Raw genomic sequence first — 23125 nt, 5'->3', positions numbered from 1 at the left:
CCTAGTAGGAGAAGGCCATCGGCTTGTCGGCGTCACTGGTGTCGCCGCCGATCTTCGTGGGCGGGTTGAGGTCGGCCTCCGTCAGCTCGGGCGGGCCGGCCTTGACGTACTTCGCGAGCAGCTTGACCTCGACCACGGCGAGGATCGCGTAGAGCGCGGTGAAGACGGCCATCGAGGTGAGGACCTCGCCCTGGGAGACACCGGGGGAGACCGCGTCCCGGGTCCGCAGGACGCCGTAGACGACCCACGGCTGACGGCCCATCTCGGTGAAGATCCAGCCCCAGGAGTTGGCGATCAGCGGGAAGGCCATCGTCCAGGTCGCGATGCGCCAGAACCAGGGGCCGAGGTTGGGGCTGAGCGCCTTGTTCTTGAACAGCACCAGGTGCGGCACCTCGTCCTCGCCGACCCGCAGGTGCTGCGGCAGCAGGAACTTTTTGCGGGTCAGCCAGAGACCGGCCACGCCGATGGCGAGGGAGGCCATGCCGAAGCCGATCATCCAGCGGAAGCCCCAGAAGGCGACCGGGATGTTGGGCCGGTAGTCACCGGGCCCGAACTTCTGCTGCTCGGCCTTGTTGACGTCGTTGATGCCGGGCACGTAGGAGGTGAAGTTGTCATTGGCGAGGAAGGACAGCAGGCCCGGGATCTCGATGGCCACGCTGTTGTGGCCCTTGTCCACGTCGCCGTAGGCGAAGATCGAGAACGGCGCCGGCTTCTGCCCGTCCCACAGCGCCTCGGCGGCGGCCATCTTCATCGGCTGCTGCTTGAACATCACCTTGCCGAGCGTGTCGCCGCTGACCGCGGTGAGCAGACCGGCGATGACCACGGTGACCAGGCCCAGCCGCAGCGAGGTCTTCATCTCGCGGATGTGCTTCTTGCGGGCCAGGTGGTAGGCGGAGATGCCCACCATGAAGGCGCCACCGGTCAGGAAGGCCGCGGAGAGGGTGTGGAAGGCCTGGCTGAGGGCGGTGTTCTGGGTCAGCACGGCCCAGAAGTCGGTCAGCTCGGCCCGTCCCTTCGCCTGGTCGATCTTGTAGCCGACCGGGTGCTGCATCCAGGAGTTGGCCGCGAGGATGAAGTACGCCGACAGGACCGTGCCGATCGAGACCATCCAGATGCAGGCCAGGTGGATCTTCGGGGGCAGCTTGTCCCAGCCGAAGATCCACAGGCCGATGAAGGTGGACTCGAAGAAGAATGCGATCAGCGCCTCGAACGCCAGCGGGGCGCCGAAGATGTCACCGACGAAGCGCGAGTAGTCCGACCAGTTCATGCCGAACTGGAACTCCTGCACGATGCCGGTGACCACGCCCATCGCGATGTTGATCAGGAAGAGCTTGCCCCAGAACTTCGTCGCCCTGAGGTACTTCTCCTTCTCCGTGCGCACCCAGGCCGTCTGCAGCCCGGCCGTGAGGGCGGCCAGGGAGATCGTCAGCGGGACGAACAGGAAGTGGTAGACGGTGGTGATGCCGAACTGCCAGCGCGCCAGTGTCTCGGGCGCCAAAGCCAGGTCCACGTCGTCACTCTCCTTACTACGCCGTGGTACAGCGGCGATTTGCCCCTTTTGCTACACACATACGGAGCAAACGGGACGCGCTTGTGAACGCGTTCACATTCACAAGCCATTATGACGCACTGATTTTCGGCCGCGGAAGGGGGGTCCCCCCTTCGCCTCCGCGTCAAGATCTTGGCAGCGACTTCAACATCTTGTTGAATTGCGCGCCATGCAGATACGCATCTCCTGGCCTGCGGGCAACATCACCGCGACCCTCGACGCAAGCACCCCGACCGCACAGGCCCTCGCCAAGGCCCTTCCGCTCTCCTCGACCGCGCGCATCTGGGGCGAAGAGGTGTATTTCGGCACGGGTGTCTCTGTTTCACGTGAAACGGACGCCCGACAGGTCGTGGAACCGGGCACGGTGGCCTTCTGGACGGACGGCGACGCACTCGCCCTCCCCTACGGCCCCACGCCGATCTCACGAGGCGAGGAATGCCGCCTCGCGAGCCCCTGCAACCTCCTCGGCAGCCTGGACGGGGACGCCGGTCTCCTGGCAACCGTGCGCGCCGGCGACCCCGTCCGGGTGGAGCTGATCGAGGAGTAGAGCCGACTGCCGAGCTAGACCTCCTTGCGGAATCCCTCGGCCACCTTCAGGAAGATGTCGTTCGCCTCGGCCTCGCCGACCGTGACCCGCACACCCTCGCCCGGGAACGGCCGGACCACCACACCGTGCTCCTCACAGGCCTGCGCGAACGGGACCGTACGCTCCCCCAGCCGCAGCCACACGAAGTTGGCCTGCGTCTCCGGCACCGTCCACCCCTGGGACCGCAGCGCGTCGACCACGCGCGTGCGCTCGCACACCAGCGAGCCGACCCGGCCCAGCAGCTCGTCCTCGGCCCGCAGCGAGGCGACCGCCGCGTCCTGCGCCAGCTGGCTCACCCCGAACGGCACCGCCGTCTTGCGCAGCGCCGCCGCCACCGGCTCGTGGGCGATCGCGAAACCGACGCGCAGTCCGGCCAGCCCGTACGCCTTGGAGAACGTCCGCAGAACGCAGACGTTCGGCCGCTGCCGGTACAGCTCGACACCGTCGGGCACCTCGGTGTCGCGGATGAACTCCCGGTAGGCCTCGTCCAGCACCACCAGTACATCCTCGGGCACCCGGTCGAGGAACCGTTCCAGCTCGGCCCGTCGCACCACCGTGCCGGTCGGGTTGTTGGGGTTGCAGACGAAGATCAGCCGCGTGCGGTCGGTGATCGCGTCCGCCATCGCGTCCAGGTCGTGCACATCACCCGGCGTCAGCGGCACCTGCACCGAGCGGGCGCCGCTGATCTGCGCGATGATCGGGTACGCCTCGAACGACCGCCAGGCGTAGATCACCTCGTCGCCGGGACCGCTGGTGGCCTGGATCAACTGCTGGGCGACCCCCACCGAACCGGTGCCGGTGGCCAGGTGGGAGAGGGGCACACCGAAGCGGTCGGACAGCTCGTTCATCAGCCCGGTGCAGCCCATGTCCGGGTAGCGGTTGAAGTCGCAGGCCGCCGCCGTCACGCTCTCCAGCACGCCGGGCAGCGGCGGGTACGGGTTCTCGTTGGAGGACAGCTTGTAGGCGACCGGGCCGCCGGTCGCGGCCGGCTTGCCCGGCTTGTAGGTGGGGATACCCTCCAGCTCGGCGCGCAGCTTGGGGCTCGTCTCGCTCACCGCAGTCCTCCTCGCGACCACCGGCGGCCCGTCGACACCACCGGCTTCCAATACTCCTCACCTTAAGAGGATTCCGCCCCGCTGCGAACAGGTCCGGGCACCCGGCAGCGCGGGGAACCTTCCCGGGGGAGCGGTGGATCCCGCGCCGTCCCCCGGCATCCAGGGCATCGCCGTACGAAGGCGTACGTTTCGGGGGGCGCGCCGTACATATATCTATGCGCCGGTGGCTTGCGCCGTGGCGCGCGTCCCCCGTGAAGGTGAGTTGAGACCTCTTCGAGACATCCGGCACTTGGCAGGCCCATCCGCGTCGACAAGTAACGTCTTACCATTGGATCGCTCAACTGCCTTGTTTTCACAGGCAGTTGACCTCCGTTGACCATGCAGAAACGTGCCTGTCAACGCGTGCATATGCGTCCGCACTACCCCACCACATGAGCCCTACTATCGGCTCGCCATGACAGCAGCAGGGAAGCACCAGGTGAGCCGCGCGGAAACCTCACGTCGAGGCAGTCGGCCGGGCCGGGCGGGCATCAGAGACGTAGCCGCCGCCGCCGGGGTCTCCATCACGACCGTGTCCGACGCCCTCAACGGCAAGGGCCGGCTCCCGGATGCCACCCGGCGCCATGTCCGCGAGGTGGCCGACCGGCTGGGGTACCGGCCCTCGGCCGCCGCCCGCACCCTCCGTACCGGCAAGTCGGGTCTGATCGGCCTGACCGTGACGACGTACGGGGATGAACCTTTCACCTTCACGGAGTTCGCGTACTTCGCCGAGATGGCCCGGGCCGCCACCTCGGCCGCGCTCGCCCGCGGCTACGCCCTCGTCATCCTGCCCGCGACCTCCCGGCACGACGTCTGGTCCAACGTCGCCCTGGACGGCACGGTCGTCATCGACCCCTCCGACCAGGACCCGGTGGTCAGCGAGCTCGTCCGGCAGGGCCTGCCGGTCGTCTCCGACGGCCGCCCGGCCGGTTCGCTGCCCGTCACCGCCTGGGTCGACAACGACCACGAGGCCGCCGTCCTCGGCATCCTCGACCACCTCGCCGACGCCGGCGCCCGCCGCATCGGCCTGCTCACGGGCACCACGACGGACACCTACACCCACCTGTCGACCACCGCCTACCTGCGCTGGTGCGAACGCGTCGGCCAGGATCCGGTCTACGAGGCATACCCGGCGCACGACCCGTGCGCGGGCGCCGTCGCCGCCGACCGGCTGCTCGCCCGGCCCGACCGGCCCGACGCGGTCTACGGCCTGTTCGACCCCAACGGCACCGATCTGCTCGCCGCCGCCCGCCGCTACGGCCTCCGCGTCCCGGACGACCTACTGCTGGTCTGCTGCAGCGAGTCCACCGTCTACGCCAGCACCGAGCCGCCCATCAGCACGCTCTCGCTGAAGCCGCGCCGTATCGGCACCGCCGTCGTCCAGCTCCTCATCGACGCCATCGAAGGTGTCGACTCCGACCATCCGGTCGAGCAGGTGATACCGACGGAGCTGATCGTGCGCACCTCCTCCCAGCGGCGGCCCCCGCGCACGACGGTCAGCCCGCCGCGGACACCGGACGACACGTAACGCCGCCACCGCACCGGCCCGGGGCCCGGCCGGTGCGGTCCGGACCGGCCGGTGCGACGTGGGCAGGACGCCGACGCGCACCCGGCCGGCCGAGGACCGGCGGGCGTGACATCGGCCGGTCGACGCCCCGATCGGCCGACAGCCCGTCGAACATCTGCCCAAACGGGGCGAAAGCCGCGGGGAACCGGAGTCTTGTTCCGATTCACCACCCCTGGGTCATCACACGGCGCGACGCGCATTCCTATGATGGGCCCACGACACCGCGGACCGCTGCGACCAGGCAGTCCGAAGCGGTGCAGATGCGGCGCGATGGTGGAGGGGTCTGATGACTCAGGGGGCCGGTCAGGGACCCGAGGCGGAGCGGACGGCGACGCTGCGCGACTTCCGGGTACCCGCGTACGTCCATGAGACCGCTCCGTACGTCCGCAACATCCACCCCGGCGACGTCGTCCCGCCCGCCGACGAGGCGTACCCCGAGGGCTACACGCCCACACAGCGCGACCTGCCCGTCATCAACCGCGGCGACACCGTCCAGGTCCCCGTCGAGCCCGCCACCGCGCCCGCCGCGCCCGCGCCGCAGCCCGCGCCCGGCCCCGGACCGCTCTACGTCGTCGGTGACGTCCACGGCTACCTGGACGAGCTGGTGGCCGCCCTTCGGGAGCAGGGGCTGATCGACGCCTCGGGCCAGTGGTGCGCCGGCACGACCCGGCTGTGGTTCCTCGGCGACTTCACCGACCGCGGTCCCGACGGCATCGGCGTCATCGACCTGGTCATGCGACTGTCCGCCGAGGCCGCTGCCGCGGGCGGCTACTGCAAGGCCCTGATGGGCAACCACGAGCTGCTGCTGCTCGGCGCCAAGCGGTTCGGCGACACCCCCGTCAACTCCGGCGCGGGCACCGCCACGTTCCAGGCGGCCTGGCTGCTCAACGGCGGCCAGAAGACCGACATGGACCGCCTCCAGGACCACCACCTGCAGTGGATGGCCCGTCTCGACGCCGTCGAGGAGGTCGACGGCTATCTGCTGCTCCACTCCGACACCACCGCCTATCTCGACTACGGCGACTCCATCGAGGCGGTCAACGACACCGTCCGCGAGACGCTGACCCGCAACGACGCCGACGAGGTCTGGGACCTCTTCCGCAAGTTCACCAAGCGCTTCTCCTTCCGCGACGAGGGCGGCGCCGACGCCGTGCGCTCCCTCCTCGATACGTACGGCGGCGCCCGGGTCGTTCACGGGCACAGCCCCATTCCCTACCTCCTCGGCGAGGTCGGCTCCGAGGACGGCGAGGAGAACAGCGGCCCGGTCGTCGAGGGACCGCACATCTACGCCGACGGGCTGGCGATCGCCATGGACGGCGGCGTGACCATGGCCGGAAAACTGCTGGTCCAGCAACTTCCGCTGGACCGCTGACCGTTCGGCGGGCAGGCGTTTCCCCGGCTGCCTCCGCGCAGGGAGGAACGCAATTTCCGGCAATCCCCTGTCGACGCGCGCCGTAACGGCTCTACCATCGGCTTATCCGTAGCAGGCTCCCCTCCGTTTCTGCCCGACGGCTCGCCGGCGTGCGAGCCACAAGCCCTACGGAGCATCGGGGGATGCACATGAACAGCGTTCCGCAGCACCTGCAGAGCGAGGACCGCCAGGAATTCGAGCGGCTCCTCGATGAGGCGCTGCGCTCCGCACCGCACCGACCGGAACTGGCCGCCGTCGGCCGGCGGCTCAACCTCGAACAACTGCGCACCATGGCACTCGGCGCCTCCGCCCTGATCACGGCAGCCGCGACGGCCGAGTACCAGCACTACGTCAAGCTCCGCGACGAACTGCGCCAGCCGGCGCTGTCCGTCCCACCCACCACCGAGAACTCCGACGCGACGGGCCCCGGTTCGGCCACCACGGCCCTCGCCGCCTCCCTCGGCGAAGCCGCCGAGAGCACCGGCGCGGGCGCCATCGCGGTCGTCGCCGTCCTGGCTCCCGTCCTCTCCGGAACCGCCGCGGCGATCTTCCTGCTCGTCGGCTACATCCTGAAGATGCTGGACCCCGGGCACACCCTCGCCCGGACCCTGCTCACCACCGGCTGGGTGTTCGGCGCCATCACCGCGGCGGCGATCCTCGTCGCCGCCGTCGGACTGCTGCTCACCGCCCTGCGCAACAGCACCCCCGCGGACGAGAGGGCCCGGGACGCGGCCCACGAGGAGCTGTCCAGGGCCCGGGAGGCATGGCGGGACGCCCTGCTGGAGCGCGGCATCCTGCCCTTCCTCCAGGAGGCGCTCACCGAGCCCGGCACGGCCACCGTGCCGCACCCGGCGCCGCCCGCGCCGCCCGGCCGCATGCCGCGCCTGGGCTACGGCCGGCCCGGCTTCAGCAGCCCCGACGACGGCACCGGCTCCGGCCGCCCCAGCTTCACCAGCCCCGACTACACGAGCCCGGACTTCGGCGGCCCCGAACACCAGCCCGAGTGACCCCGCCCCGGGGCCCGGGATCCGCGCCTCACGTGCCGCCTCCCGGCGGCCCGGAGACGCGGGCCCTGGCACCCGGCCCTCAGTCCGCGATCGGCAGGTACACCCGGTTGCCCGCCTCGGCGAACTCCTTCGACTTCTGGGCCATGCCCTCCTCGATCTCGGCCCGGCTGCCCCCGTGCTCCCGCCGGATGTCCTGCGAGATCTTCATGCTGCAGAACTTCGGGCCGCACATCGAGCAGAAGTGGGCCGTCTTGGCGGGCTCGGCCGGCAGGGTCTCGTCGTGGAACTCCCGTGCCGTGTCCGGGTCCAGAGCCAGGTTGAACTGGTCCTCCCACCGGAACTCGAAGCGGGCGTCGGACAGCGCGTCGTCCCACTCCTGCGCGCCGGGGTGCCCCTTGGCGAGATCGGCCGCGTGCGCGGCGATCTTGTAGGTGATGACACCGGTCTTGACGTCGTCCCGGTTGGGCAGGCCCAGGTGCTCCTTGGGCGTGACGTAGCAGAGCATCGCCGTGCCCCACCAGGCGATCATCGCGGCACCGATGCCGGAGGTGATGTGGTCGTACGCCGGTGCGACGTCCGTGGTCAGCGGGCCGAGCGTATAGAACGGAGCTTCATCGCAGATCTCCTGCTGAAGGTCGATGTTCTCCTTGATCTTGTGCATCGGGACGTGTCCCGGGCCCTCGATCATGGTCTGTACGTTGAAACGCTTGGCGATCCGGTTGAGTTCCCCGAGCGTCCGCAACTCCGCGAACTGCGCCTCGTCGTTGGCGTCCGCGATCGACCCCGGCCGCAGACCGTCGCCCAGCGAGTACGTGACGTCGTAGGCGGCGAGGATCTCGCACAGCTCCTCGAAGTTCTCGTACAGGAACGATTCCTTGTGGTGCGCCAGGCACCACGCGGCCATGATCGAGCCGCCGCGCGAGACGATGCCGGTCTTGCGGTTGGCGGTGAGCGGGACGTACGCCAGCCGGACGCCCGCGTGGACGGTCATGTAGTCCACGCCCTGCTCGGCCTGCTCGATGACGGTGTCCTTGTAGATCTCCCAGCTCAGTTCCTCGGCCCTGCCGTCGACCTTCTCCAGGGCCTGGTAGAGCGGCACCGTGCCGATCGGGACGGGGGAGTTGCGCAGGACCCACTCGCGGGTGGTGTGGATGTTGCGCCCGGTGGACAGGTCCATGACCGTATCGGCCCCCCAGCGAGTCGCCCAGGTCATCTTCTCGACCTCCTCCTCGATGGAGGACGTCACCGCGGAGTTGCCGATGTTGGCGTTCACCTTCACCAGGAACCGCTTGCCGATGATCATCGGCTCGATCTCCGGGTGGTTGACGTTGGCCGGCAGCACGGCCCGCCCGGCCGCGATCTCCTCGCGGACCACCTCGGGCGCGACGTTCTCCCGGATGGCCACGTACTCCATCTCGGGGGTGATCTCGCCCCGGCGCGCGTACGCGAGCTGCGTGACCGCCTGGCCGTCGCGGCCCCGGCGCGGCTGGCGCGGGCGTCCGGGGAACACCGCGTCCAAATTGCGCAGTCCGCCACGCGGAGAGGTGTGCTTGAGCCCGTCGTCCTCGGGACGGACCGGACGGCCCGCGTACTCCTCGGTGTCGCCCCGGGCGATGATCCAGTTCTCCCGCAGCGGCGGCAGGCCGCGGCGGACGTCCGTGTCGACGAGCGGATCGGTGTACGGGCCGGATGTGTCGTACAGCGTGACCGACTGCCCGTTGGTGAGGTGCACCTGACGGACCGGCACGCGCAGGTCGGGGCGCGAGCCCTCGACATACGCCTTGTGCCAGCCGATGGACTTCCCGGCCTCCTGCGACTTCTCGCCCTGAGCGGAGGCAGGCGTGCGTGCGTCCTTGTTGGTCATGAGACCTACTCCCTACGCCGGCATTACCCGGTAACAGGTTCGGCGGTCGACGCAGCGGTGTCCGTCTGCCGACGCTTCCTGTGGAACATCGGGTGTTCCACGTGAAACATCGCGTGTACGGAGGTCAGCGCCCTCTCAGCCCGGTGCTCCGAGCTCCCGCGTGTGCAAAGGTGCCTCCACGCTAGCGTCATGTGTGGCGCGGTGAACAGTGGGCCCCCACCGTTCTTGCGATGATCGGGCGGTGACCAGGATGGAGCAGTACCCCTATCAGCCGCCCGAGCCGCACCGCCCAGGCGGTTCGGACCAGGGCGTCGCCGACGGCCACGGAGCCCGTGAAGGCAGCGGTGATGCCGCTCCCGCGCAGGTGCATCCGAACGGCCACGGCCACTCAGGCCGCCCTGGTCACACGCATGGCCACAGCCACAGCCACGGGCCCGCCGCCCCCGTGTCCAAGCACCTGCGCAAGGTCATCGCGGCGATCCTGGTCCCCTTCACGGCGGCCGTCCTGGTGGGCCTCGTGGTGCTCTGGCCCGGCTCGGCCCCGGCCCACAAGCGCTCGGGTGTCGGTTTCGACCGGCAGACCCAGCAGGCCACGGTCACCCGGGTCGTCGAGGTCAGCTGCAAGTCGGTGAACGCCTCCGGTGGCACCCCGGCCGGCGACCCGGCCACCGCCGAGGGCACAGCCGCGCAGCAACAGGGCGGCGGCACCTGCAAGAAGGCGACCGTCCAGGTCGACACGGGCAAGGACAAGGGCCGTACGTTCACCGAGATCGTGCAGCCGGACCAGACGCGGCAACTGCATCGGGGCGAGAAGGTCGTGGTCGCCTACGAGCCTTCGGCGCCCAGGGAGTTGCAGTACGCGGTGACCGACGTGGACCGCAAGTTCCCCATGGCGCTGCTCGCGGGCATCTTCGCGGTGGCCGTCGTCGTGGTGGGCCGGCTGCGCGGTGTCATGGCACTGGTGGCGCTGGCCGTGAGCTTCCTGGTGCTGACGCTGTTCATCCTGCCGGCGATCCTGGAGGGGGCGAACCCGCTGGTGGTGGCCGTGGTGGGGTCCAGCGCCATCATGCTGATCGCGCTGTACATGTGCCACGGCCTGTCGGCGCGTACCTCGGTGGCCGTGCTCGGCACGCTCATCTCTCTCTCGCTGATCGGCGCGCTCGGTTCGCTCTTCATCGGCTGGGCGGCGCTGACCGGCAACACGGACGACAGCACCGGCCTGATCCACGGCCTGTATCCGTCAATCGACATGAGCGGTCTGCTGCTGGCCGGTGTCATCATCGGTTCGCTCGGCGTCCTGGACGATGTCACGGTGACGCAGACGTCGGCCGTGTGGGAGCTGCACGAGGCGAACCCGTCGATGGGCTGGCGCGGCCTGTACCGGGCAGGTATCCGGATCGGCCGCGACCACATCGCGTCCGTGGTCAACACCCTCGTTCTCGCCTACGCCGGTGCCGCCCTGCCGTTGCTGCTGCTGTTCTCGATCGCGCAGAGCAGCGTCGGGACCGTGGCCAACAGCGAGCTGGTGGCCGAGGAGATCGTGCGCACGCTGGTGGGCTCGATCGGTCTGGTCGCCTCGGTCCCGGTCACCACCGTGCTGGCCGCCCTCGTCGTGTCGGCCGACCGGACCGGCCCGGCCGCCGCGGCACCCGCCGGGGCGCAGCCCGCACCGGCACGAGGCGGCCGGGGGCGGCGCCGGAAGCAATGAGCGGGGACAGGCCGGGAGCGGCGCGGACGGCGTGCGGGCCACCCGCGGTACCGCCGGACAAGCCCGCTGCAGAAGCGTTCCTGCACTGTTCCGTGCGGCACCGCGAAGCATCGCCACCCCTGTCGTAACGCTTCAGCCGGCGCTCTGCTCCTCGGCCAGGATGCGGTCCAGAGCCTCGTCGAGATGAGCGTCGAAGTCGGCCAGCGCGCCCTCCTGACCGAGCGGGACGAGCTTGTCCGTGCGGTCGAGGAAGGCCACGAGCGGTGGCGCCGACGAGCGGAACAGAGCCTGGTCGCCGCCGACCTGAAGCCGGATCAGCACCTCACCCAGCACCTCGGTATCGGTGGGGGCGATGTGCACGTCCCCCTCCCCGCACGGACGGCCGACCCCGTCGATCAGCAACTCCCGCCCGAAGGCCCAGGTCACCGGGGCGTCACCGGGCAGATGGAAAGTGAGCCGCACGGCATAGGGATCACTGGTCTCGTAGCGCAACTCCACTGGAATGCGGAAGGAGAGCTCCTCCGACACGAGAAAGCTCATCATGACTTCTGCCTGTACGGACTCGCGCATCGCCTACCCCGTCATATGACATCGACTGGCCGGGATTGATCCCTCTGACCGTGGTCAAATCTTGCTCAACGTACACAAGAGATCACAAGGAGTGAGTTTTCAGATACTGATAGAGAGGGTGAGCGCTCCCAGGTGCCGCCCGATCTCCGCCTGGAGCCGGTGGGCCGCGGGCAGCAGCCGGTCGGCCTGGCGGGCGGGGAGGGAGATGGCCATGGTGGCCGCGGTGGCGCCGACCGTGATGGGGACGGCCGCGCAGACCGTGCCGACCGCGTACTCCTGACGCTCGACCACCGGTTCCATGCGCCGCGTCCGGGCCAGCCTCCGTAGCAGCGCGTCGTTGTCCCGCACCGTGTACGGCGTCAGGGGCTGCACGGGATACCGGGCCAGGTGATCGCGCCGCGCGTCCTCGTCCAGCTGGGAGAGCAGGCACTGGCCGATGGCGTGGGCGTGGCCGGTCTCGCGGAAGTCCGCCCACTCCTCGACCGCGGGCGCCTGACGGGAGGCGGAGACGCACATGACCTCGATCTCGCCGTCCCTGTACCTCGCGTAGTACATCGGTACACCGATGGAATCTCGCCAGTGCGCGAGCGTGTCCGCCACCATGCTGCGACGTTTCTGCTGCGCTCCGCTGCGGCCCAGCCGCTCGGTCGCCTCACCGAGGAAGAACAGCCCCTTCTCGCGGTGCAGATAGCCCTCGTGCACCAGGGTGCGCAGCAGGTGGTACGTCGTGGGCAGCGCGAGGCCGGTCTCGCGGGCGAGTTGTTTGGCCGGGGCGCCGTACGGGTGGGCGGCGACCGTCTCCAGCAGGCGCATGGCGCGCTGGACGGACCCGATGAGGGTGGCGGGGGGCGCGGCGGTCGCCGGGGATTCCGGCCGGACGGCGCAGGACGGTGGTCCGGAGCGGTCCGCCGGCTGCGGGGCGCCACCGGAGAGGTCCCCGGCGTGGGGCTGGCCGGGGACGGCCACGGGAGCCGGCCGCCGGACGGGGGACGCGCTGCGGTGCGGTGGTGCGGGGGGTGCGTGGGGTTCTGCCGGTGCGGTGTCAACCGAGGCCAAGGGTCACTCCCGAAGCGCGAGGGGGCAGCCCGTGCGCATGAGCACGGAGGGGGGTCTGCGCCACCCACGGGGCGGGACCCCGTGGGGAGTTCCGGACTTTAACCGCCTGCCACCGCGCGCAGACGGCTCCCGGGGAAACTTCCCTCCCCCGAGGGAACCGGTACCCCCGTCATGGGTGACCGGCTCCCGCGCGCCTCACCAGTCGCTACGGGACGCGGAGTTCGCCGTGAACTTGCGCACGACGTAGATCAGCCCGCCGACGAGGGCGATGAAGACCAACGCCTTGAACAGCAGGCCGATGACGAATCCGACCACACTCGCTATCAGGCCGCCGAACACGACCAGGGCGATGACCGGCACCGCGACCCACTTTACCCACCACGGCAGCCCCGCGAAGATCTCTCGCATCGCCCTCGTCCTTTGCGTCTCGTTCGTGTCGATGTTCCGTGTTCGATGCTAGGGCCGCGGAGGGCCGTCGCGGGGGCCTCGCATCCCTTGTCGTCCCCTGACCTGTCCCCTAGGGAACCCTGAGCCGGAACCTCACGCCTCGGGCGGAGAGAACACCACGAGTACCCTGAGGTCCTCGCTGATGTGGTGGAACTTGTGGGCGACTCCGGCGGGCACGTACACGACACTGCCCCGCGCCACCTCGGTCGTCTCCAGACCGACCGTGATCGAGGCCCGGCCGCTGACCACGAGGTACACCTCGTCCTGACCATGCGGCTGCTGCGGGTCGTGCGCGCCCGCGTCCAGCCCGTACAGGCCGACCGACATGTTCCGCTCGCGCAGGAACTGCAGGTAAGCGCCGTCGTTGGCGGCGCGTTCCGCCTCCAGATCGTCCAGCCGAAATGCCTTCATCGTCGCTGCCGCCTCGCCTCACTGCTCGCTGTTGCTCCGGTCTGTCACGATCAGACACATGAAGAATTTCCTAGTCAAGACGATCGCCAACGCGGGCGCCCTGGCGGTCGCGGTATGGCTGCTCGACAAGATCACCTTGACCGGTGACAGCACCGCCAAGAAGGCCGGCACGCTGATCGTCGTCGCGTTGATCTTCGGCTTGGTGAACTGGCTGGTCAAGCCACTTCTGAAGGTGCTCACCTTCCCCCTGTTCATCCTGACGCTGGGTCTGATCACCCTGGTCGTGAACGCGCTGATGCTGCTGCTGACCTCCTGGGTGTGCGGCAAGCTCCACCTGAGTTTCCACGTGGAGGGATTCTGGACGGCCGTGCTCGGCGGTCTGATCGTCTCCGTCGTCTCCTGGGCGCTGCACATCGTCCTGCCCGACGAGGACTGACAAGGCCATGACCTACCGCGTCTGCTTCGTGTGCACCGGCAACATCTGCCGCTCACCGATGGCCGAGTCCGTCTTCCGCGCGCGCGTGGCGGAGGCCGGGCTGGAGGACCTGGTGGCGGCCGACAGCGCCGGTACCGGCGGCTGGCACGAGGGCGAGCCGGCCGATCCGCGCACCGTCTCCGTCCTGGAGGAGCACGGCTACGACAGCGAGCACACGGCCCGTCAGTTCCTGCCGTCGTGGTTCGCCCGCCTCGACCTCGTCGTCGCCCTCGACGCGGGCCACCTCCGAGCGCTGCGCCGCCTGGCGCCCAGGGAGGAGGACGCGCGCAAGATCCGGCTGCTCCGCTCCTTCGACCCCGCCGCCGACGACGACCTGGACGTACCGGACCCGTACTACGGGGGCCGGGACGGCTTCGAGGAGTGTCTTGAGATGGTGGAGGCGGCGAGCACCGGTCTGCTCGCCGCCGTACGGGAAGAACTGGAAGGACGGGCCGCATGAGCGACGCCACGAAGGACGACGGCCGCACCGGCGACGGCACGCGCGCGGTACGGGCGGGGCTGCCCGAGCCGGTCAAGCACGAGCCGACCCTGCCCGGGCCGGTGTTCGCGGCGCACTTCCATCTGCCCGGCGAGGTGACGGGCCCGTACTCCTACGGCCGCGACGACAACCCGACCTGGACGCTGCTGGAGCAGGCCGTCAGCGAGCTGGAGGCGCCCGGGCGGGAGGACGCCCAGACGCTGGTCTTCGCCTCCGGCATGGCGGCGATCTCCGCCGTGCTGTTCTCGCAGCTGCGCGCCGGGGACGCGGTCGTGTTGCCGTCCGACGGCTATCAGGTGCTGCCGCTGGTCGGCGCCCAGCTGGAGGCGTACGGCATCGAGGTGCGCACCGCGCCGACCGGCGGTGACGCCCAGCTGGAGGTGCTCGACGGGGCACGGCTGCTGTGGATCGAGTCCCCGTCGAACCCCGGGCTGGATGTGTGCGACATCCGGCGGCTGGCGGAGGCGGCCCACGCGCGGGGCGCCCTGGTGGCCGTCGACAACACCCTCGCCACCCCGCTCGGGCAGCGTCCGCTGGAGCTGGGCGCCGACTTCTCCGTGGCCAGCGGCACCAAGCAGCTCACCGGGCACGGCGATGTCCTGCTGGGCTATGTCACCGGTCGCGACGCCGAGGCGATGGCCGCCGTACGCCGCTGGCGCAAGATCGTCGGTGCGATCTCCGGGCCCATGGAGGCCTGGCTCGCGCACCGGTCCATCGCCACGCTCCAGTTGCGCGTCGAGCGGCAGAACGCCACCGCCCTCGCCGTCGCGCAGGCACTGCGACAGCGCCCCGAGGTGTCCGGCCTGCGGTACCTGGGCCTGCCCGACGACCCCTCGCACAAGATCGCCTCGCAGCAGATGCGCCGCTACGGCTGCGTCGTCTCCTTCACCCTGCCCACGCGCGAGCACGCCGAGCGTTTCCTCGCGGCCCTGCACCTGGTGGAGGACGCCACGAGCTTCGGCGGGGTCCGGTCCACCGCCGAGCGCCGCCGCCGCTGGGGCGGGGACGCCGTCCCGGAGGGCTTCATCCGCATGTCCGTGGGTGCGGAGGACCCCGAGGACCTGGTGGCCGACGTACTGCGCGCCCTGGACGAGTCCGCCGGGTAGGCGCCTCGGTGTCCGGCACCGGACCTTCAGGACGGTCCGAGTCTCCCCCTCGCGGCCCGGACCGTCGTCGGCTTTCGGCGAATCGGCTCCGGCCCTCCGGCCCGCAGGGCGCGCCGCCCACGGGAGTGCACACGCCGCGGTCGTGTCGTGGCGCTTTGTGATGTTTCACGTGGAACCAGCCGGGCCACATTTCTCCCATGACCGTCCGACCCGTGGTCAAGCGCACCGCCCGTGCTGTTCTCCTGGACGGTGACGACCTGATCTTGATCAAGCGCACCAAGCCTGGCGTCGATCCCTACTGGGTCACCCCCGGTGGCGGAGTCGAGCCGGAGGATTCGACCGTCGTGGACGCCCTGCACCGGGAGGTGTACGAGGAACTCGGCGCCAAGATCACCGATGTGGTGCCGTGCTTCGTGGACACGGTGGAACACATCGGTGAGGACGGCGGCGCGAGCGGGGTGAAGGTGCAGCACTTCTTCGTGTGCCGGCTGGAGTCCATGGACCCGTCCCTGCGCCACGGTCCCGAAGTGGAAGAGCCGGCCGGCGAGTACGAGATCGTCCGCATCCCGTTCACCCGAGTCGGCATCGCCTCCGTGCATCTCGTCCCGCTGTCCCTGCGTCACTACCTCGACGGGAACATCGAGGGGGTACGCGCCATGCACGCTCCCGACCTCGGGTAGGCACAAACAGCCAGGGAGCCGCCCCAGCCCCGGCTGGCGGGAAATCTCCACGGGCGCGGTGGTGCCGCGCAGCAGCCTGCCGTCGCGATCGAAGAGATGAAGTCTCGCCGTGCCCGGAGGTGGGTCGGCTGCCGATGTTTCACGTGAAACACCCGCAGCTGTCCGGGAGCTGTCCGCCTGGCCACGAGATGGCCAAAAGCACCTGCGTCCACATCGAAACGGGTGGACGGCGGGGGTGCCGGTCGGACAGCCTGACCTGCGTGCCGACTCCTTCCCTCGCCGCTCTGCCCATCCGCCGTCTTACGCTTCGCGACCTCACCGCGTGCGCCGACCTGTCCGAAGACCGGGGGTGGCCACGTGAGGAACACAAGTGGGGCCTGCTCCTCTCGGCCGGGAAGGGCTTCGGTATCGATGACCCCGAGGGCGGTCTCGTCGCCGCCTGTGTGGTCACGGAGTACGGCGCCTGGCAGCGGCCGGATCTCGGCGCCATCGGCATGGTCCTGGTGGCCGGCCGCCACGCCCGCCGTGGCGTCGGACGCCGCCTCATGCGGCATGTCCTGTCGGCCATGGGGACCACTCCACTGACCCTGCACGCCACGCCGTTCGGCCGGCCCCTCTACGAGGAGCTGGGCTTCAAGGTGACGGGCCGGGCCGAGATGCTGACGGGCCGCTTCGCATCCGGCGGGCCGGAACCCTCCGTCGCCACGCGTGCCGCCACCGCCGAGGACCTTCCCGCCATCCTCCGCCTCGACGAGGAGGTGTTCGGCACCGACCGCACGCCCCTCATCACCCGACTGCCCGCCTTCGCCGATCAGTTGCGGGTGGCCGAGGAAGACGGCCGGCTCATCGGCTACACGGCGGCGTGGCCCAACATGGACACCCATGTCGTCGGTCCGCTGATCGCCCGGGACACGGAGACCGCCAAGGCGCTCATCGCCTCGCTGGCGGCCCGCACGGAGCGACCGCTGCGCACCGACATCGACGTGCGCCACGAGGAGCTGCTGGCCTGGGCGAAGGAGCGGGGTCTCGCCTCCATCGCCTTCAACTCGGTGATGACCTACGGCATCACGGACCTGCCGGGTGACTGGACCCGGAGGTTCGCACCGCTCACGGTCGCCGCGGGCTGAGCCCTCCTGCGGCATACGTCCGGCCCCGCCGCTCGAAGCGACGGGGCCGGCGTCATGGGGGCCCGGGCCGGGGCTCAGGCGAGCGCCTGGACGGCCGCGGTGGCGAAGCCGTGGTCCTGCTCCGGCGCACCGCCGCCGACACCGATGGCTCCGATCAGCCGGCCGTCGCGGTGGACCGGGACACCGCCCGCGATGAAGAGCAGCGGCCGGTCCAGGGCCGTCGGCAGCGTGTGGAAGAGGCCACCGGGCTGGACGGCGTCGACGAGGTCGGCGGTGGGGGCGTTCAGCTGGAGGGCCGTGTAGGCCTTGCGGGTGCTGGTCTCGCCGGAGATCAGCACGGCCCGGTCGTCGCGGCGGAAGGCGAGCAGGTGGCCGCCGGCGTCCAGGACGGTGACGCTGACCGTGACTCCGGCGTCCTCGGCCGCCCGGCGGGCCGTGGCGACGAGCAGCTCGGCGTCCTCGGTGGTGAGCGGGGTGACGGCGGTGGTGCTCATGGACCAGTCTCCTTGCATGGTGCTGTGGCGGGTGTTTTCCGTACCGGGTGGACCCCCGGCACGGACGTCTGTGCGTTACGGGTGGTGAGGCGCCCGCTCAGTGGTGGGCGGGCGCGCGCTGCTCCGCCGGGGTACCGGAGGCGATCACGGTGCCGTGCGCGCCGTCGCGGCGCTCCAGGGCTGCCGAGAGGAAGGCGAGGACCAGGGCGGCGGCGGCGAGCGCGGCGCCGACCCAGTTGGGGGACGTGTAGCCGAGGCCGGCCGCGATCACCAGGCCGCCGAGCCAGGCGGACAGGGCGTTGCCCAGGTTGAAGGCGCCGATGTTCACGGCCGAGGCGAGCGTCGGGGCGCCGTGCGCCTGGTCGAGGACGCGCTTCTGCAGCGGCGGCACGGTGGCGAAGCCCAGGGCGCCGATCAGGGCGATGGTCACCGCAGCGGCGATCTTGTTGTGGGCGGTGAGCGTGAAGAGGGCCAGGACGACCGCCAGGGCGCCCAGGGACACGTACAGCATCGGCATCAGGGCGCGGTCGGCGAACTTGCCACCGAAGAGGTTGCCGACGACCATGCCGAGGCCGAACAGGACCAGCAGCCAGGTGACCGAACCGTCGGCGAATCCGGCGATGTGGGTCATCATCGGCGCGATGTAGGTGATGGCCGCGAAGACACCGCCGAAGCCGAGGACGGTCATCGCCATGGCGAGCAGGACCTGGGTGTTCTTGAAGGCGGCCAGCTCGTGCCGCAGGTGTACGCCCTCCGGCCGCGGCAGCTCGGGCACGAGCCTGGCGATACCGGCGAGACCGATGACGCCGAGGCCGGCGACGATGCCGAAGGTGACGCGCCAGCCGGCGCTCTGTCCGACGAACGTGCCCAGCGGGACGCCGACGACGTTGGCGACGGTCAGACCGGTGAACATCATGGCGATGGCGCCGGCCTTCTTCTCGGGCGCGACGAGTTCGGCGGCGACGACGGAGCCGATACCGAAGAAGGCACCGTGGGCGAGCGAGGCGATCACTCGTCCGATCAGCATGACCGCGAAGGTCGGGGCCACGGCGGAGACCAGGTTTCCGACGATGAACAGGCCCATCAGCAGCATCAGCATCCGCTTGCGCGGGACCTTGGTGCCGAGCACGGTCATCAGCGGGGCGCCGACGACCACGCCGAGCGCGTAGCCCGTCACGAGCAGGCCCGCCGTGGGGATGGAGACCCCGAAGTCGCCCGCGACCTCGGGCAGCAAGCCCATGATCACGAACTCGGTCGTTCCGATTCCGAAGGCCCCGATCGCGAGGGCCAGAAGCGCGAGAGGCATAGAGGGGGTACACCCTTCCCAAAAGATTGCAGGAGCGCTTTGCGTTCGTTCACAATAGTTGCAGACGCGGGCTATATGCAAGCGCAGACTATTGCAGCAGTGCTCTACCCTTGTGGTGAGCCGCCCGGGACGGAGGAGAACCCCCATGACAGCGACGGACCCCGCGCTCACCGCTCTCGCCCAGGGCTGGTGTGCCCTCTCTGCGCTGCACGGCAGGATCGAGGCGCACATCGAGCGCGCACTGCAGGCCACACACGACCTGAGCGTGCGCGAGTACTCCCTGCTGGACGTGCTCAGCAGGCAGCACGACGGTGAGGGCGGGCATCTGCAGATGAAGCAGGTCGCCGACGCGGTCGTGCTCAGCCAGAGCGCCACCACCCGCCTGGTGACCCGGTTGGAGGACCGCGGCCTGCTGGAGCGCTACCTGTGCCCCACCGACCGGCGCGGCATCTACACCAACGTCACCCCGGCGGGCCTGCGGCTGCTGGAAGAGGCGCGGCCCACCAACGACGCCGCGCTGCGTGAGGCCCTGGACGACGCCGCCCAGCATCCCGAACTGGCCCCGCTGGTCCGTGTGGTGGAGTCGCTGAACGTGTCCGCGTAGGGTGCGACACATGGACGATCTTGAAATACGGGCCGCCACCACCGACGACCTGCCGGCGATCGTCGCCATGCTCGCCGACGATCCGCTCGGCGCCCAGCGCGAGTCGCCCGGCGATCTGGCGCCCTACGAGACGGCACTCAAGCGCCTCGCCGCCGACCCGAACCAGCATGTCGTCGTCGCCGTGCGCGCAGGCCGCGTGATCGGGACCCTCCAGCTGACGATCATCCCCGGGCTCTCCCACAGGGGGGCGACCCGCGCGCTCATCGAGGCCGTGCGCATCCACGCCGACGAGCGCGGCAGCGGGCTCGGCAGCCGGCTGATCGAGTGGGCGATCGACACCGCCCGGGCGCTCGACTGCCACATGGTGCAGCTCACGTCCGACAAGAGCCGCACCGACGCCCACCGCTTCTACGAGCGGCTGGGCTTCACGGCTTCCCACGAGGGCTTCAAGCTGCGGCTCTGACCGCGCCCTGAGCCGCCGGACGCGTCACGGAGCGGGAGGCCGGAAGGGGCAGGGGTGCGTTTCACGTGAAACCCACCCCTGGACAGTCACGGACTAGCCGATGCCGCGCCATCCCTGCGGATCCACGCCGCCGGGCACCGGGGCCTCGGAGTCGTACGGCTGCCGGGTGAACACGAACGAGCCGAGATCGAGGTGGCTCACGGATCCGTCGGGACGCCGTACGGGCCGCAGCAGCTCACCGGCGTAGTACCCCTCCAGGCCCGTCCAGGTGCCGTCGCCGTTCGCCCGGAAGCGGGCCCTGCGACCGCCGCCGGCCAGCGGTGCCAGGGAGAGAAGACCATCGGCGGTCGCGCGCAGCCCGAAGGCATGAGTGCCCCAGTACCACTGCCCCACCAGCTCCAGCACCGCCGGATCGACCTCGCGCAGTGGCCGCCAGGGCTCCGGGATGCGCGGCTCCGCCTCGGCGACGATCCGGACGAGGTCGGCTCCCACGGCACCCAGCAGCGGTCCGCTGGTGCAGTTCGCCAGCACCACCGCGGCCACGTCGTCCTCCACGCTGATGCTCAGGTTCGCCAGGAAGCCGGGCAGGGAACCGGAGTGCCCGACGAGCAGCCGGCCCTCGCGGCGCTGGATCTGCAGCCCCAGTCCGTATGTCACCCCGTCCAGCACGTCCGCGGCCTCGGCGGGCGCCGCCGGGGTGCGCATCTCCCGCACCGAGTCCGCACTCAGGACCCGGTCGTCCCCCCGGGCCAGGAACGCGGCGAACCGCGCGAGGTCCCCGGTGGTCGACCAGAGCTGACCGGCCGGCGCCATCCGCCCCAGGTCCTCCGACGGTTCGGGCAGCATCGCGTCGGCCCACGGGTGCACGGCCCAGCCACCCGCGTGCGGGAAGACCGGCTGCATGCTCGTCCGGTGCAGGCCGAGCGGCTCCAGGACCTCGTCGCGCAGCACCTCCTCCCACGAAGCGCCGCGCAGCTCTTCCACCAGGGCGCCGAGCACGGTGTAGCCGGGGTTGGAGTAATGGTGCCGCCGGCCGACGGGATGCAGCAGGGGCTGTTCGCCGAGCACATCGTTCAGCTCGGGCCGCAGGGACCCGGGCGTCCGTTCCCACCAGGGCGCGGGTGATTCGGCCGCCAACCCCGCGGTGTGCGCGAGGAGTTCCGCGATCGTCGCCTCCCCCGCACCGGTGCCCGGCAGGTGCTTCTCCAGCGGATCGCCGAGATCGAGCGCGCCCTCGTCGCGCAGCCGCATCACCAGCACGGCGGTGAAGGTCTTGGTGATGGACCCGATCCGGTACTGCACGGTGTCGTCCGGACCGTGTCCGTCCACCGAGGTCCGCGCCCCGTGCCACACGGCCTGCCCGTCCCGCACGACGGCGGCGACCAGCGACGGAGCCCGTCCCTCGGTCTGCGCGACGGCGATCCGGTGCAGCAGGGCTCGGCGCGTGCCGGGGAGCAGCGCTTCCTGTGTTGTCGTCATGGGGCCAGTCCACCCGGTACGGAGGCGGGCGTCGAATCCATTTGCCGGGCACCTCGTCGGTGCCCGGCGGATCAGGTCTGGGCCATGTCCACGAAACGGGAGTAGTGGCCCTGGAACGCGACCGTGATGGTGGCCGTCGGACCGTTTCGGTGCTTGGCGACGATCAGGTCGGCCTCGCCCGCGCGCGGTGACTCCTTCTCGTAGGCGTCCTCGCGGTGCAGCAGGATGACCATGTCGGCGTCCTGCTCGATGGAGCCGGACTCACGCAGGTCGGAGACCATCGGCTTCTTGTCGGTGCGCTGCTCGGGACCACGGTTGAGCTGGGAGAGGGCGATGACCGGGATCTCCAGCTCCTTCGCGAGCAGCTTGAGGTTTCGGGACATGTCCGAGACCTCCTGCTGACGGCTCTCGGCGCGCTTGGAGCCGCCGGACTGCATCAGCTGGAGGTAGTCGATGACGACCAGCTTCAGGTCGTTGCGCTGCTTGAGGCGGCGGCACTTGGCCCGGATCTCCATCATCGACAGGTTCGGGGAGTCGTCGATGTAGAGCGGCGCGGCCGACACGTCCGGCATCCGGCGAGCGAGCCGCGTCCAGTCCTCGTCCGTCATCGTGCCGGACCGCATGTGGTGCAGGGCGACCCGCGCCTCGGCGGACAGCAGACGCATCGCGATCTCGTTGCGGCCCATTTCGAGCGAGAAGATGACGCTCGGCAGGTTGTTCTTGATGGAGGCGGCCCGCGCGAAGTCCAGGGCGAGGGTCGACTTACCCATGGCGGGCCGGGCCGCGATGACGATCATCTGCCCGGGGTGGAGGCCGTTCGTCAGCGAGTCGAAGTCGGTGAACCCGGTGGGCACCCCGGTCATCTCACCGCTGCGTGAGCCGATCGCCTCGATCTCGTCGAGGGCGCCCTCCATGATGTCGCCCAGGGGAAGATAGTCCTCGCTGGTGCGCTGCTCGGTGACGGCGTAGATCTCGGCCTGGGCGCTGTTGACGATCTCGTCCACGTCGCCGTCGGCCGCGTATCCCATCTGCGTGATGCGGGTGCCGGCTTCGACCAGGCGGCGCAGGACGGCCCGCTCGTGGACGATCTCCGCGTAGTACTCGGCGTTGGCCGCCGTCGGGACGGTCTGGACGAGGCTGTGCAGATACGCGGCGCCGCCGACCTTGTTGATCTCGCCGCGCTTGGTGAGTTCGGCGGCGATGGTGATCGGGTCGGCCGGCTCGCCCTTGGCGTAGACGTCCAGGATGGCGGTGTAGATCGTCTCGTGCGCGGGCTTGTAGAAGTCGTGGCCCTTGAGGATCTCGACGACGTCGGCGATGGCGTCCTTGGACAGCAGCATGCCGCCCAGGACCGACTGCTCGGCGTCCAGGTCCTGCGGCGGGATCCGCTCGAAGGACGAACCTCCGCCGTCCCAGGTCCCGTTGTCCCGGCCCCGGTCGTGCTGTTCGTCACGACCCCGGCCGCCGTCACTGCGCCGACGGGAGGCCGGCAGACGATCACTGGGCCCGCTGTCGGCCCACGGATCGTCCAAGGGCTCGGAAATGCTCACCGAGCCACCTCCTCCCGTCCGCACGGCGGACCTCGCCGTGTCCTCTTTTGTACGGCACGACACTGACAACTG

The 23125-nt window shown here is 70.1% G+C and carries 23 protein-coding genes, 1 pseudogene and 1 riboswitch; of the genes and pseudogenes, 12 read left to right on the top strand and 12 right to left on the bottom strand.

Going from position 1 to position 23125, the window contains the following annotated elements; genetic code table 11:
• Position 1: 1 nt before the first annotated feature.
• The gene (locus IG05_RS0120155) at positions 2 to 1510 is read right to left on the bottom strand and encodes a cytochrome ubiquinol oxidase subunit I (protein WP_030344444.1); all 1509 of its coding nucleotides are present in this window, start codon (positions 1508 to 1510) and stop codon (positions 2 to 4) included.
• A 208-nt stretch (positions 1511 to 1718) separates the two neighbouring features.
• Here IG05_RS0120155 and IG05_RS0120150 point away from each other — a divergent pair, with 208 nt between their 5' ends.
• Positions 1719 to 2096 (top strand): cyclophilin-like fold protein, encoded by a 378-nt coding sequence (locus IG05_RS0120150; RefSeq protein ID WP_030344442.1) that lies wholly within the window; start codon positions 1719 to 1721, stop codon positions 2094 to 2096.
• Between the two features lie 14 nt (positions 2097 to 2110).
• Here IG05_RS0120150 and hisC read toward each other — a convergent pair whose 3' ends face one another.
• Positions 2111 to 3190 (bottom strand): histidinol-phosphate transaminase, encoded by a 1080-nt coding sequence (gene hisC, locus IG05_RS0120145; protein ID WP_030344441.1) that lies wholly within the window; start codon positions 3188 to 3190, stop codon positions 2111 to 2113.
• A 454-nt stretch (positions 3191 to 3644) separates the two neighbouring features.
• Here hisC and IG05_RS0120140 point away from each other — a divergent pair, with 454 nt between their 5' ends.
• The 3 genes from IG05_RS0120140 (at position 3645) to IG05_RS0120130 (ending at position 7214) form a co-directional block, all read left to right on the top strand.
• Positions 3645 to 4757 (top strand): LacI family DNA-binding transcriptional regulator, encoded by a 1113-nt coding sequence (locus tag IG05_RS0120140; protein WP_078894338.1) that lies wholly within the window; start codon positions 3645 to 3647, stop codon positions 4755 to 4757.
• Positions 4758 to 5082: 325 nt separating this feature from the next.
• The gene (locus IG05_RS0120135) at positions 5083 to 6168 is read left to right on the top strand and encodes a metallophosphoesterase (RefSeq protein WP_030344437.1); all 1086 of its coding nucleotides are present in this window, start codon (positions 5083 to 5085) and stop codon (positions 6166 to 6168) included.
• 182 nt (positions 6169 to 6350) lie between these two features.
• Entirely contained in the window at positions 6351 to 7214 is an 864-nt protein-coding gene (locus IG05_RS0120130; protein ID WP_030344435.1) for a membrane protein, read from the top strand.
• A gap of 79 nt (positions 7215 to 7293) precedes the next feature.
• Here the strand turns inward: IG05_RS0120130 and thiC are convergent, their stop codons facing one another.
• The gene (gene thiC / locus IG05_RS0120125; protein WP_030344433.1) at positions 7294 to 9078 is read right to left on the bottom strand and encodes a phosphomethylpyrimidine synthase ThiC; all 1785 of its coding nucleotides are present in this window, start codon (positions 9076 to 9078) and stop codon (positions 7294 to 7296) included.
• A riboswitch (TPP riboswitch) is annotated at positions 9071 to 9248 on the bottom strand. Its footprint overlaps the gene before it by 8 nt.
• A gap of 80 nt (positions 9249 to 9328) precedes the next feature.
• Between thiC and IG05_RS0120120 the strand changes: the two genes are divergently transcribed.
• Positions 9329 to 10786 (top strand): YibE/F family protein, encoded by a 1458-nt coding sequence (locus tag IG05_RS0120120; protein WP_037814279.1) that lies wholly within the window; start codon positions 9329 to 9331, stop codon positions 10784 to 10786.
• A 132-nt stretch (positions 10787 to 10918) separates the two neighbouring features.
• Here IG05_RS0120120 and IG05_RS0120115 read toward each other — a convergent pair whose 3' ends face one another.
• The 4 genes from IG05_RS0120115 to IG05_RS0120100 form a co-directional block, all read right to left on the bottom strand.
• Complete coding sequence (locus IG05_RS0120115; protein WP_030344430.1) at positions 10919 to 11356, bottom strand: SsgA family sporulation/cell division regulator; 438 nt, start codon at positions 11354 to 11356, stop codon at positions 10919 to 10921.
• 99 nt (positions 11357 to 11455) lie between these two features.
• Positions 11456 to 12412 carry an IclR family transcriptional regulator gene (locus IG05_RS0120110; protein ID WP_420707610.1) on the bottom strand — a complete coding sequence of 319 codons (957 nt, stop codon included), beginning with the start codon at positions 12410 to 12412 and terminating at the stop codon, positions 11456 to 11458.
• Between the two features lie 195 nt (positions 12413 to 12607).
• Positions 12608 to 12820, bottom strand: coding sequence for a DUF5326 family protein (locus IG05_RS0120105; RefSeq protein ID WP_030344425.1), 213 nt, complete (start codon positions 12818 to 12820; stop codon positions 12608 to 12610).
• A 132-nt stretch (positions 12821 to 12952) separates the two neighbouring features.
• The gene (locus tag IG05_RS0120100; RefSeq protein ID WP_030344424.1) at positions 12953 to 13270 is read right to left on the bottom strand and encodes a cupin domain-containing protein; all 318 of its coding nucleotides are present in this window, start codon (positions 13268 to 13270) and stop codon (positions 12953 to 12955) included.
• A gap of 58 nt (positions 13271 to 13328) precedes the next feature.
• Here IG05_RS0120100 and IG05_RS0120095 point away from each other — a divergent pair, with 58 nt between their 5' ends.
• The 4 genes from IG05_RS0120095 (at position 13329) to IG05_RS0120080 (ending at position 16030) form a co-directional block, all read left to right on the top strand.
• Positions 13329 to 13706, top strand: coding sequence for a phage holin family protein (locus tag IG05_RS0120095; protein WP_030344422.1), 378 nt, complete (start codon positions 13329 to 13331; stop codon positions 13704 to 13706).
• Between the two features lie 7 nt (positions 13707 to 13713).
• Positions 13714 to 14205: a low molecular weight protein-tyrosine-phosphatase gene (locus IG05_RS0120090; RefSeq protein WP_030344420.1), complete on the top strand. Its 492-nt coding sequence runs from the start codon at positions 13714 to 13716 to the stop codon at positions 14203 to 14205.
• Positions 14202 to 15350, top strand: a complete 1149-nt coding sequence (locus IG05_RS0120085; protein ID WP_030344419.1) for a cystathionine gamma-lyase — start codon at positions 14202 to 14204, stop codon at positions 15348 to 15350. The genes IG05_RS0120090 and IG05_RS0120085 overlap by 4 nt, the downstream gene beginning before the upstream one ends.
• Before the next feature lie 197 nt (positions 15351 to 15547).
• Positions 15548 to 16030, top strand: a complete 483-nt coding sequence (locus IG05_RS0120080; protein WP_030344417.1) for an NUDIX domain-containing protein — start codon at positions 15548 to 15550, stop codon at positions 16028 to 16030.
• Between the two features lie 24 nt (positions 16031 to 16054).
• Here the strand turns inward: IG05_RS0120080 and IG05_RS49395 are convergent.
• Positions 16055 to 16138, bottom strand: a pseudogene (locus tag IG05_RS49395) (hydrolase); the annotation flags it as partial.
• A 152-nt stretch (positions 16139 to 16290) separates the two neighbouring features.
• Here IG05_RS49395 and IG05_RS0120075 point away from each other — a divergent pair.
• The gene (locus IG05_RS0120075; protein ID WP_030344415.1) at positions 16291 to 17157 is read left to right on the top strand and encodes a GNAT family N-acetyltransferase; all 867 of its coding nucleotides are present in this window, start codon (positions 16291 to 16293) and stop codon (positions 17155 to 17157) included.
• Positions 17158 to 17231: 74 nt separating this feature from the next.
• Here the strand turns inward: IG05_RS0120075 and IG05_RS0120070 are convergent, their stop codons facing one another.
• Positions 17232 to 17651 (bottom strand): GlcG/HbpS family heme-binding protein, encoded by a 420-nt coding sequence (locus IG05_RS0120070; protein WP_030344414.1) that lies wholly within the window; start codon positions 17649 to 17651, stop codon positions 17232 to 17234.
• 97 nt (positions 17652 to 17748) lie between these two features.
• Positions 17749 to 18957 carry an MFS transporter gene (locus IG05_RS0120065; protein ID WP_030344412.1) on the bottom strand — a complete coding sequence of 403 codons (1209 nt, stop codon included), beginning with the start codon at positions 18955 to 18957 and terminating at the stop codon, positions 17749 to 17751.
• A 145-nt stretch (positions 18958 to 19102) separates the two neighbouring features.
• On the opposite strand from IG05_RS0120065, the gene IG05_RS0120060 reads away from it, so the two are divergent.
• Together IG05_RS0120060 and IG05_RS0120055 are read left to right on the top strand one after the other, a co-directional pair.
• Entirely contained in the window at positions 19103 to 19561 is a 459-nt protein-coding gene (locus IG05_RS0120060; protein ID WP_030344410.1) for a MarR family winged helix-turn-helix transcriptional regulator, read from the top strand.
• A gap of 10 nt (positions 19562 to 19571) precedes the next feature.
• Positions 19572 to 20024, top strand: coding sequence for a GNAT family N-acetyltransferase (locus IG05_RS0120055; RefSeq protein ID WP_030344408.1), 453 nt, complete (start codon positions 19572 to 19574; stop codon positions 20022 to 20024).
• A gap of 93 nt (positions 20025 to 20117) precedes the next feature.
• Here the strand turns inward: IG05_RS0120055 and IG05_RS0120050 are convergent, their stop codons facing one another.
• Entirely contained in the window at positions 20118 to 21503 is a 1386-nt protein-coding gene (locus IG05_RS0120050; RefSeq protein ID WP_030344407.1) for a serine hydrolase domain-containing protein, read from the bottom strand.
• Positions 21504 to 21574: 71 nt separating this feature from the next.
• Complete coding sequence (dnaB, locus tag IG05_RS0120045) at positions 21575 to 23053, bottom strand: replicative DNA helicase (RefSeq protein ID WP_030344405.1); 1479 nt, start codon at positions 23051 to 23053, stop codon at positions 21575 to 21577.
• Positions 23054 to 23125: the final 72 nt, after the last annotated feature.

The organism is Streptomyces sp. NRRL S-1022 (genome assembly GCF_000720135.1).
Classification (GTDB): Bacteria; Actinomycetota; Actinomycetes; order Streptomycetales; family Streptomycetaceae; genus Streptomyces.
The sequence above is the reverse complement of the archived record's forward strand: the minus strand, read 5'-3'. Positions and strand labels throughout refer to the sequence as shown.

Coding starts and splice junctions, on each gene's coding strand:
- IG05_RS0120065 (WP_030344412.1), bottom strand. CDS start 18,957: ATGCCTCTCGCGCTTCTGGCCCTCGCGATCGGGGCCTTCGGAATCGGA.
- IG05_RS0120095 (WP_030344422.1), top strand. CDS start 13,329: ATGAAGAATTTCCTAGTCAAGACGATCGCCAACGCGGGCGCCCTGGCG.
- IG05_RS0120050 (WP_030344407.1), bottom strand. CDS start 21,503: ATGACGACAACACAGGAAGCGCTGCTCCCCGGCACGCGCCGAGCCCTG.
- IG05_RS0120055 (WP_030344408.1), top strand. CDS start 19,572: ATGGACGATCTTGAAATACGGGCCGCCACCACCGACGACCTGCCGGCG.
- IG05_RS0120085 (WP_030344419.1), top strand. CDS start 14,202: ATGAGCGACGCCACGAAGGACGACGGCCGCACCGGCGACGGCACGCGC.
- IG05_RS0120105 (WP_030344425.1), bottom strand. CDS start 12,820: ATGCGAGAGATCTTCGCGGGGCTGCCGTGGTGGGTAAAGTGGGTCGCG.
- IG05_RS0120135 (WP_030344437.1), top strand. CDS start 5,083: ATGACTCAGGGGGCCGGTCAGGGACCCGAGGCGGAGCGGACGGCGACG.
- IG05_RS0120115 (WP_030344430.1), bottom strand. CDS start 11,356: ATGCGCGAGTCCGTACAGGCAGAAGTCATGATGAGCTTTCTCGTGTCG.
- IG05_RS0120120 (WP_037814279.1), top strand. CDS start 9,329: ATGGAGCAGTACCCCTATCAGCCGCCCGAGCCGCACCGCCCAGGCGGT.
- IG05_RS0120070 (WP_030344414.1), bottom strand. CDS start 17,651: ATGAGCACCACCGCCGTCACCCCGCTCACCACCGAGGACGCCGAGCTG.
- IG05_RS0120080 (WP_030344417.1), top strand. CDS start 15,548: ATGACCGTCCGACCCGTGGTCAAGCGCACCGCCCGTGCTGTTCTCCTG.
- IG05_RS0120140 (WP_078894338.1), top strand. CDS start 3,645: ATGACAGCAGCAGGGAAGCACCAGGTGAGCCGCGCGGAAACCTCACGT.
- thiC (WP_030344433.1), bottom strand. CDS start 9,078: ATGACCAACAAGGACGCACGCACGCCTGCCTCCGCTCAGGGCGAGAAG.
- IG05_RS0120100 (WP_030344424.1), bottom strand. CDS start 13,270: ATGAAGGCATTTCGGCTGGACGATCTGGAGGCGGAACGCGCCGCCAAC.
- IG05_RS0120130 (WP_030344435.1), top strand. CDS start 6,351: ATGCACATGAACAGCGTTCCGCAGCACCTGCAGAGCGAGGACCGCCAG.
- IG05_RS0120060 (WP_030344410.1), top strand. CDS start 19,103: ATGACAGCGACGGACCCCGCGCTCACCGCTCTCGCCCAGGGCTGGTGT.
- IG05_RS0120150 (WP_030344442.1), top strand. CDS start 1,719: ATGCAGATACGCATCTCCTGGCCTGCGGGCAACATCACCGCGACCCTC.
- IG05_RS0120090 (WP_030344420.1), top strand. CDS start 13,714: ATGACCTACCGCGTCTGCTTCGTGTGCACCGGCAACATCTGCCGCTCA.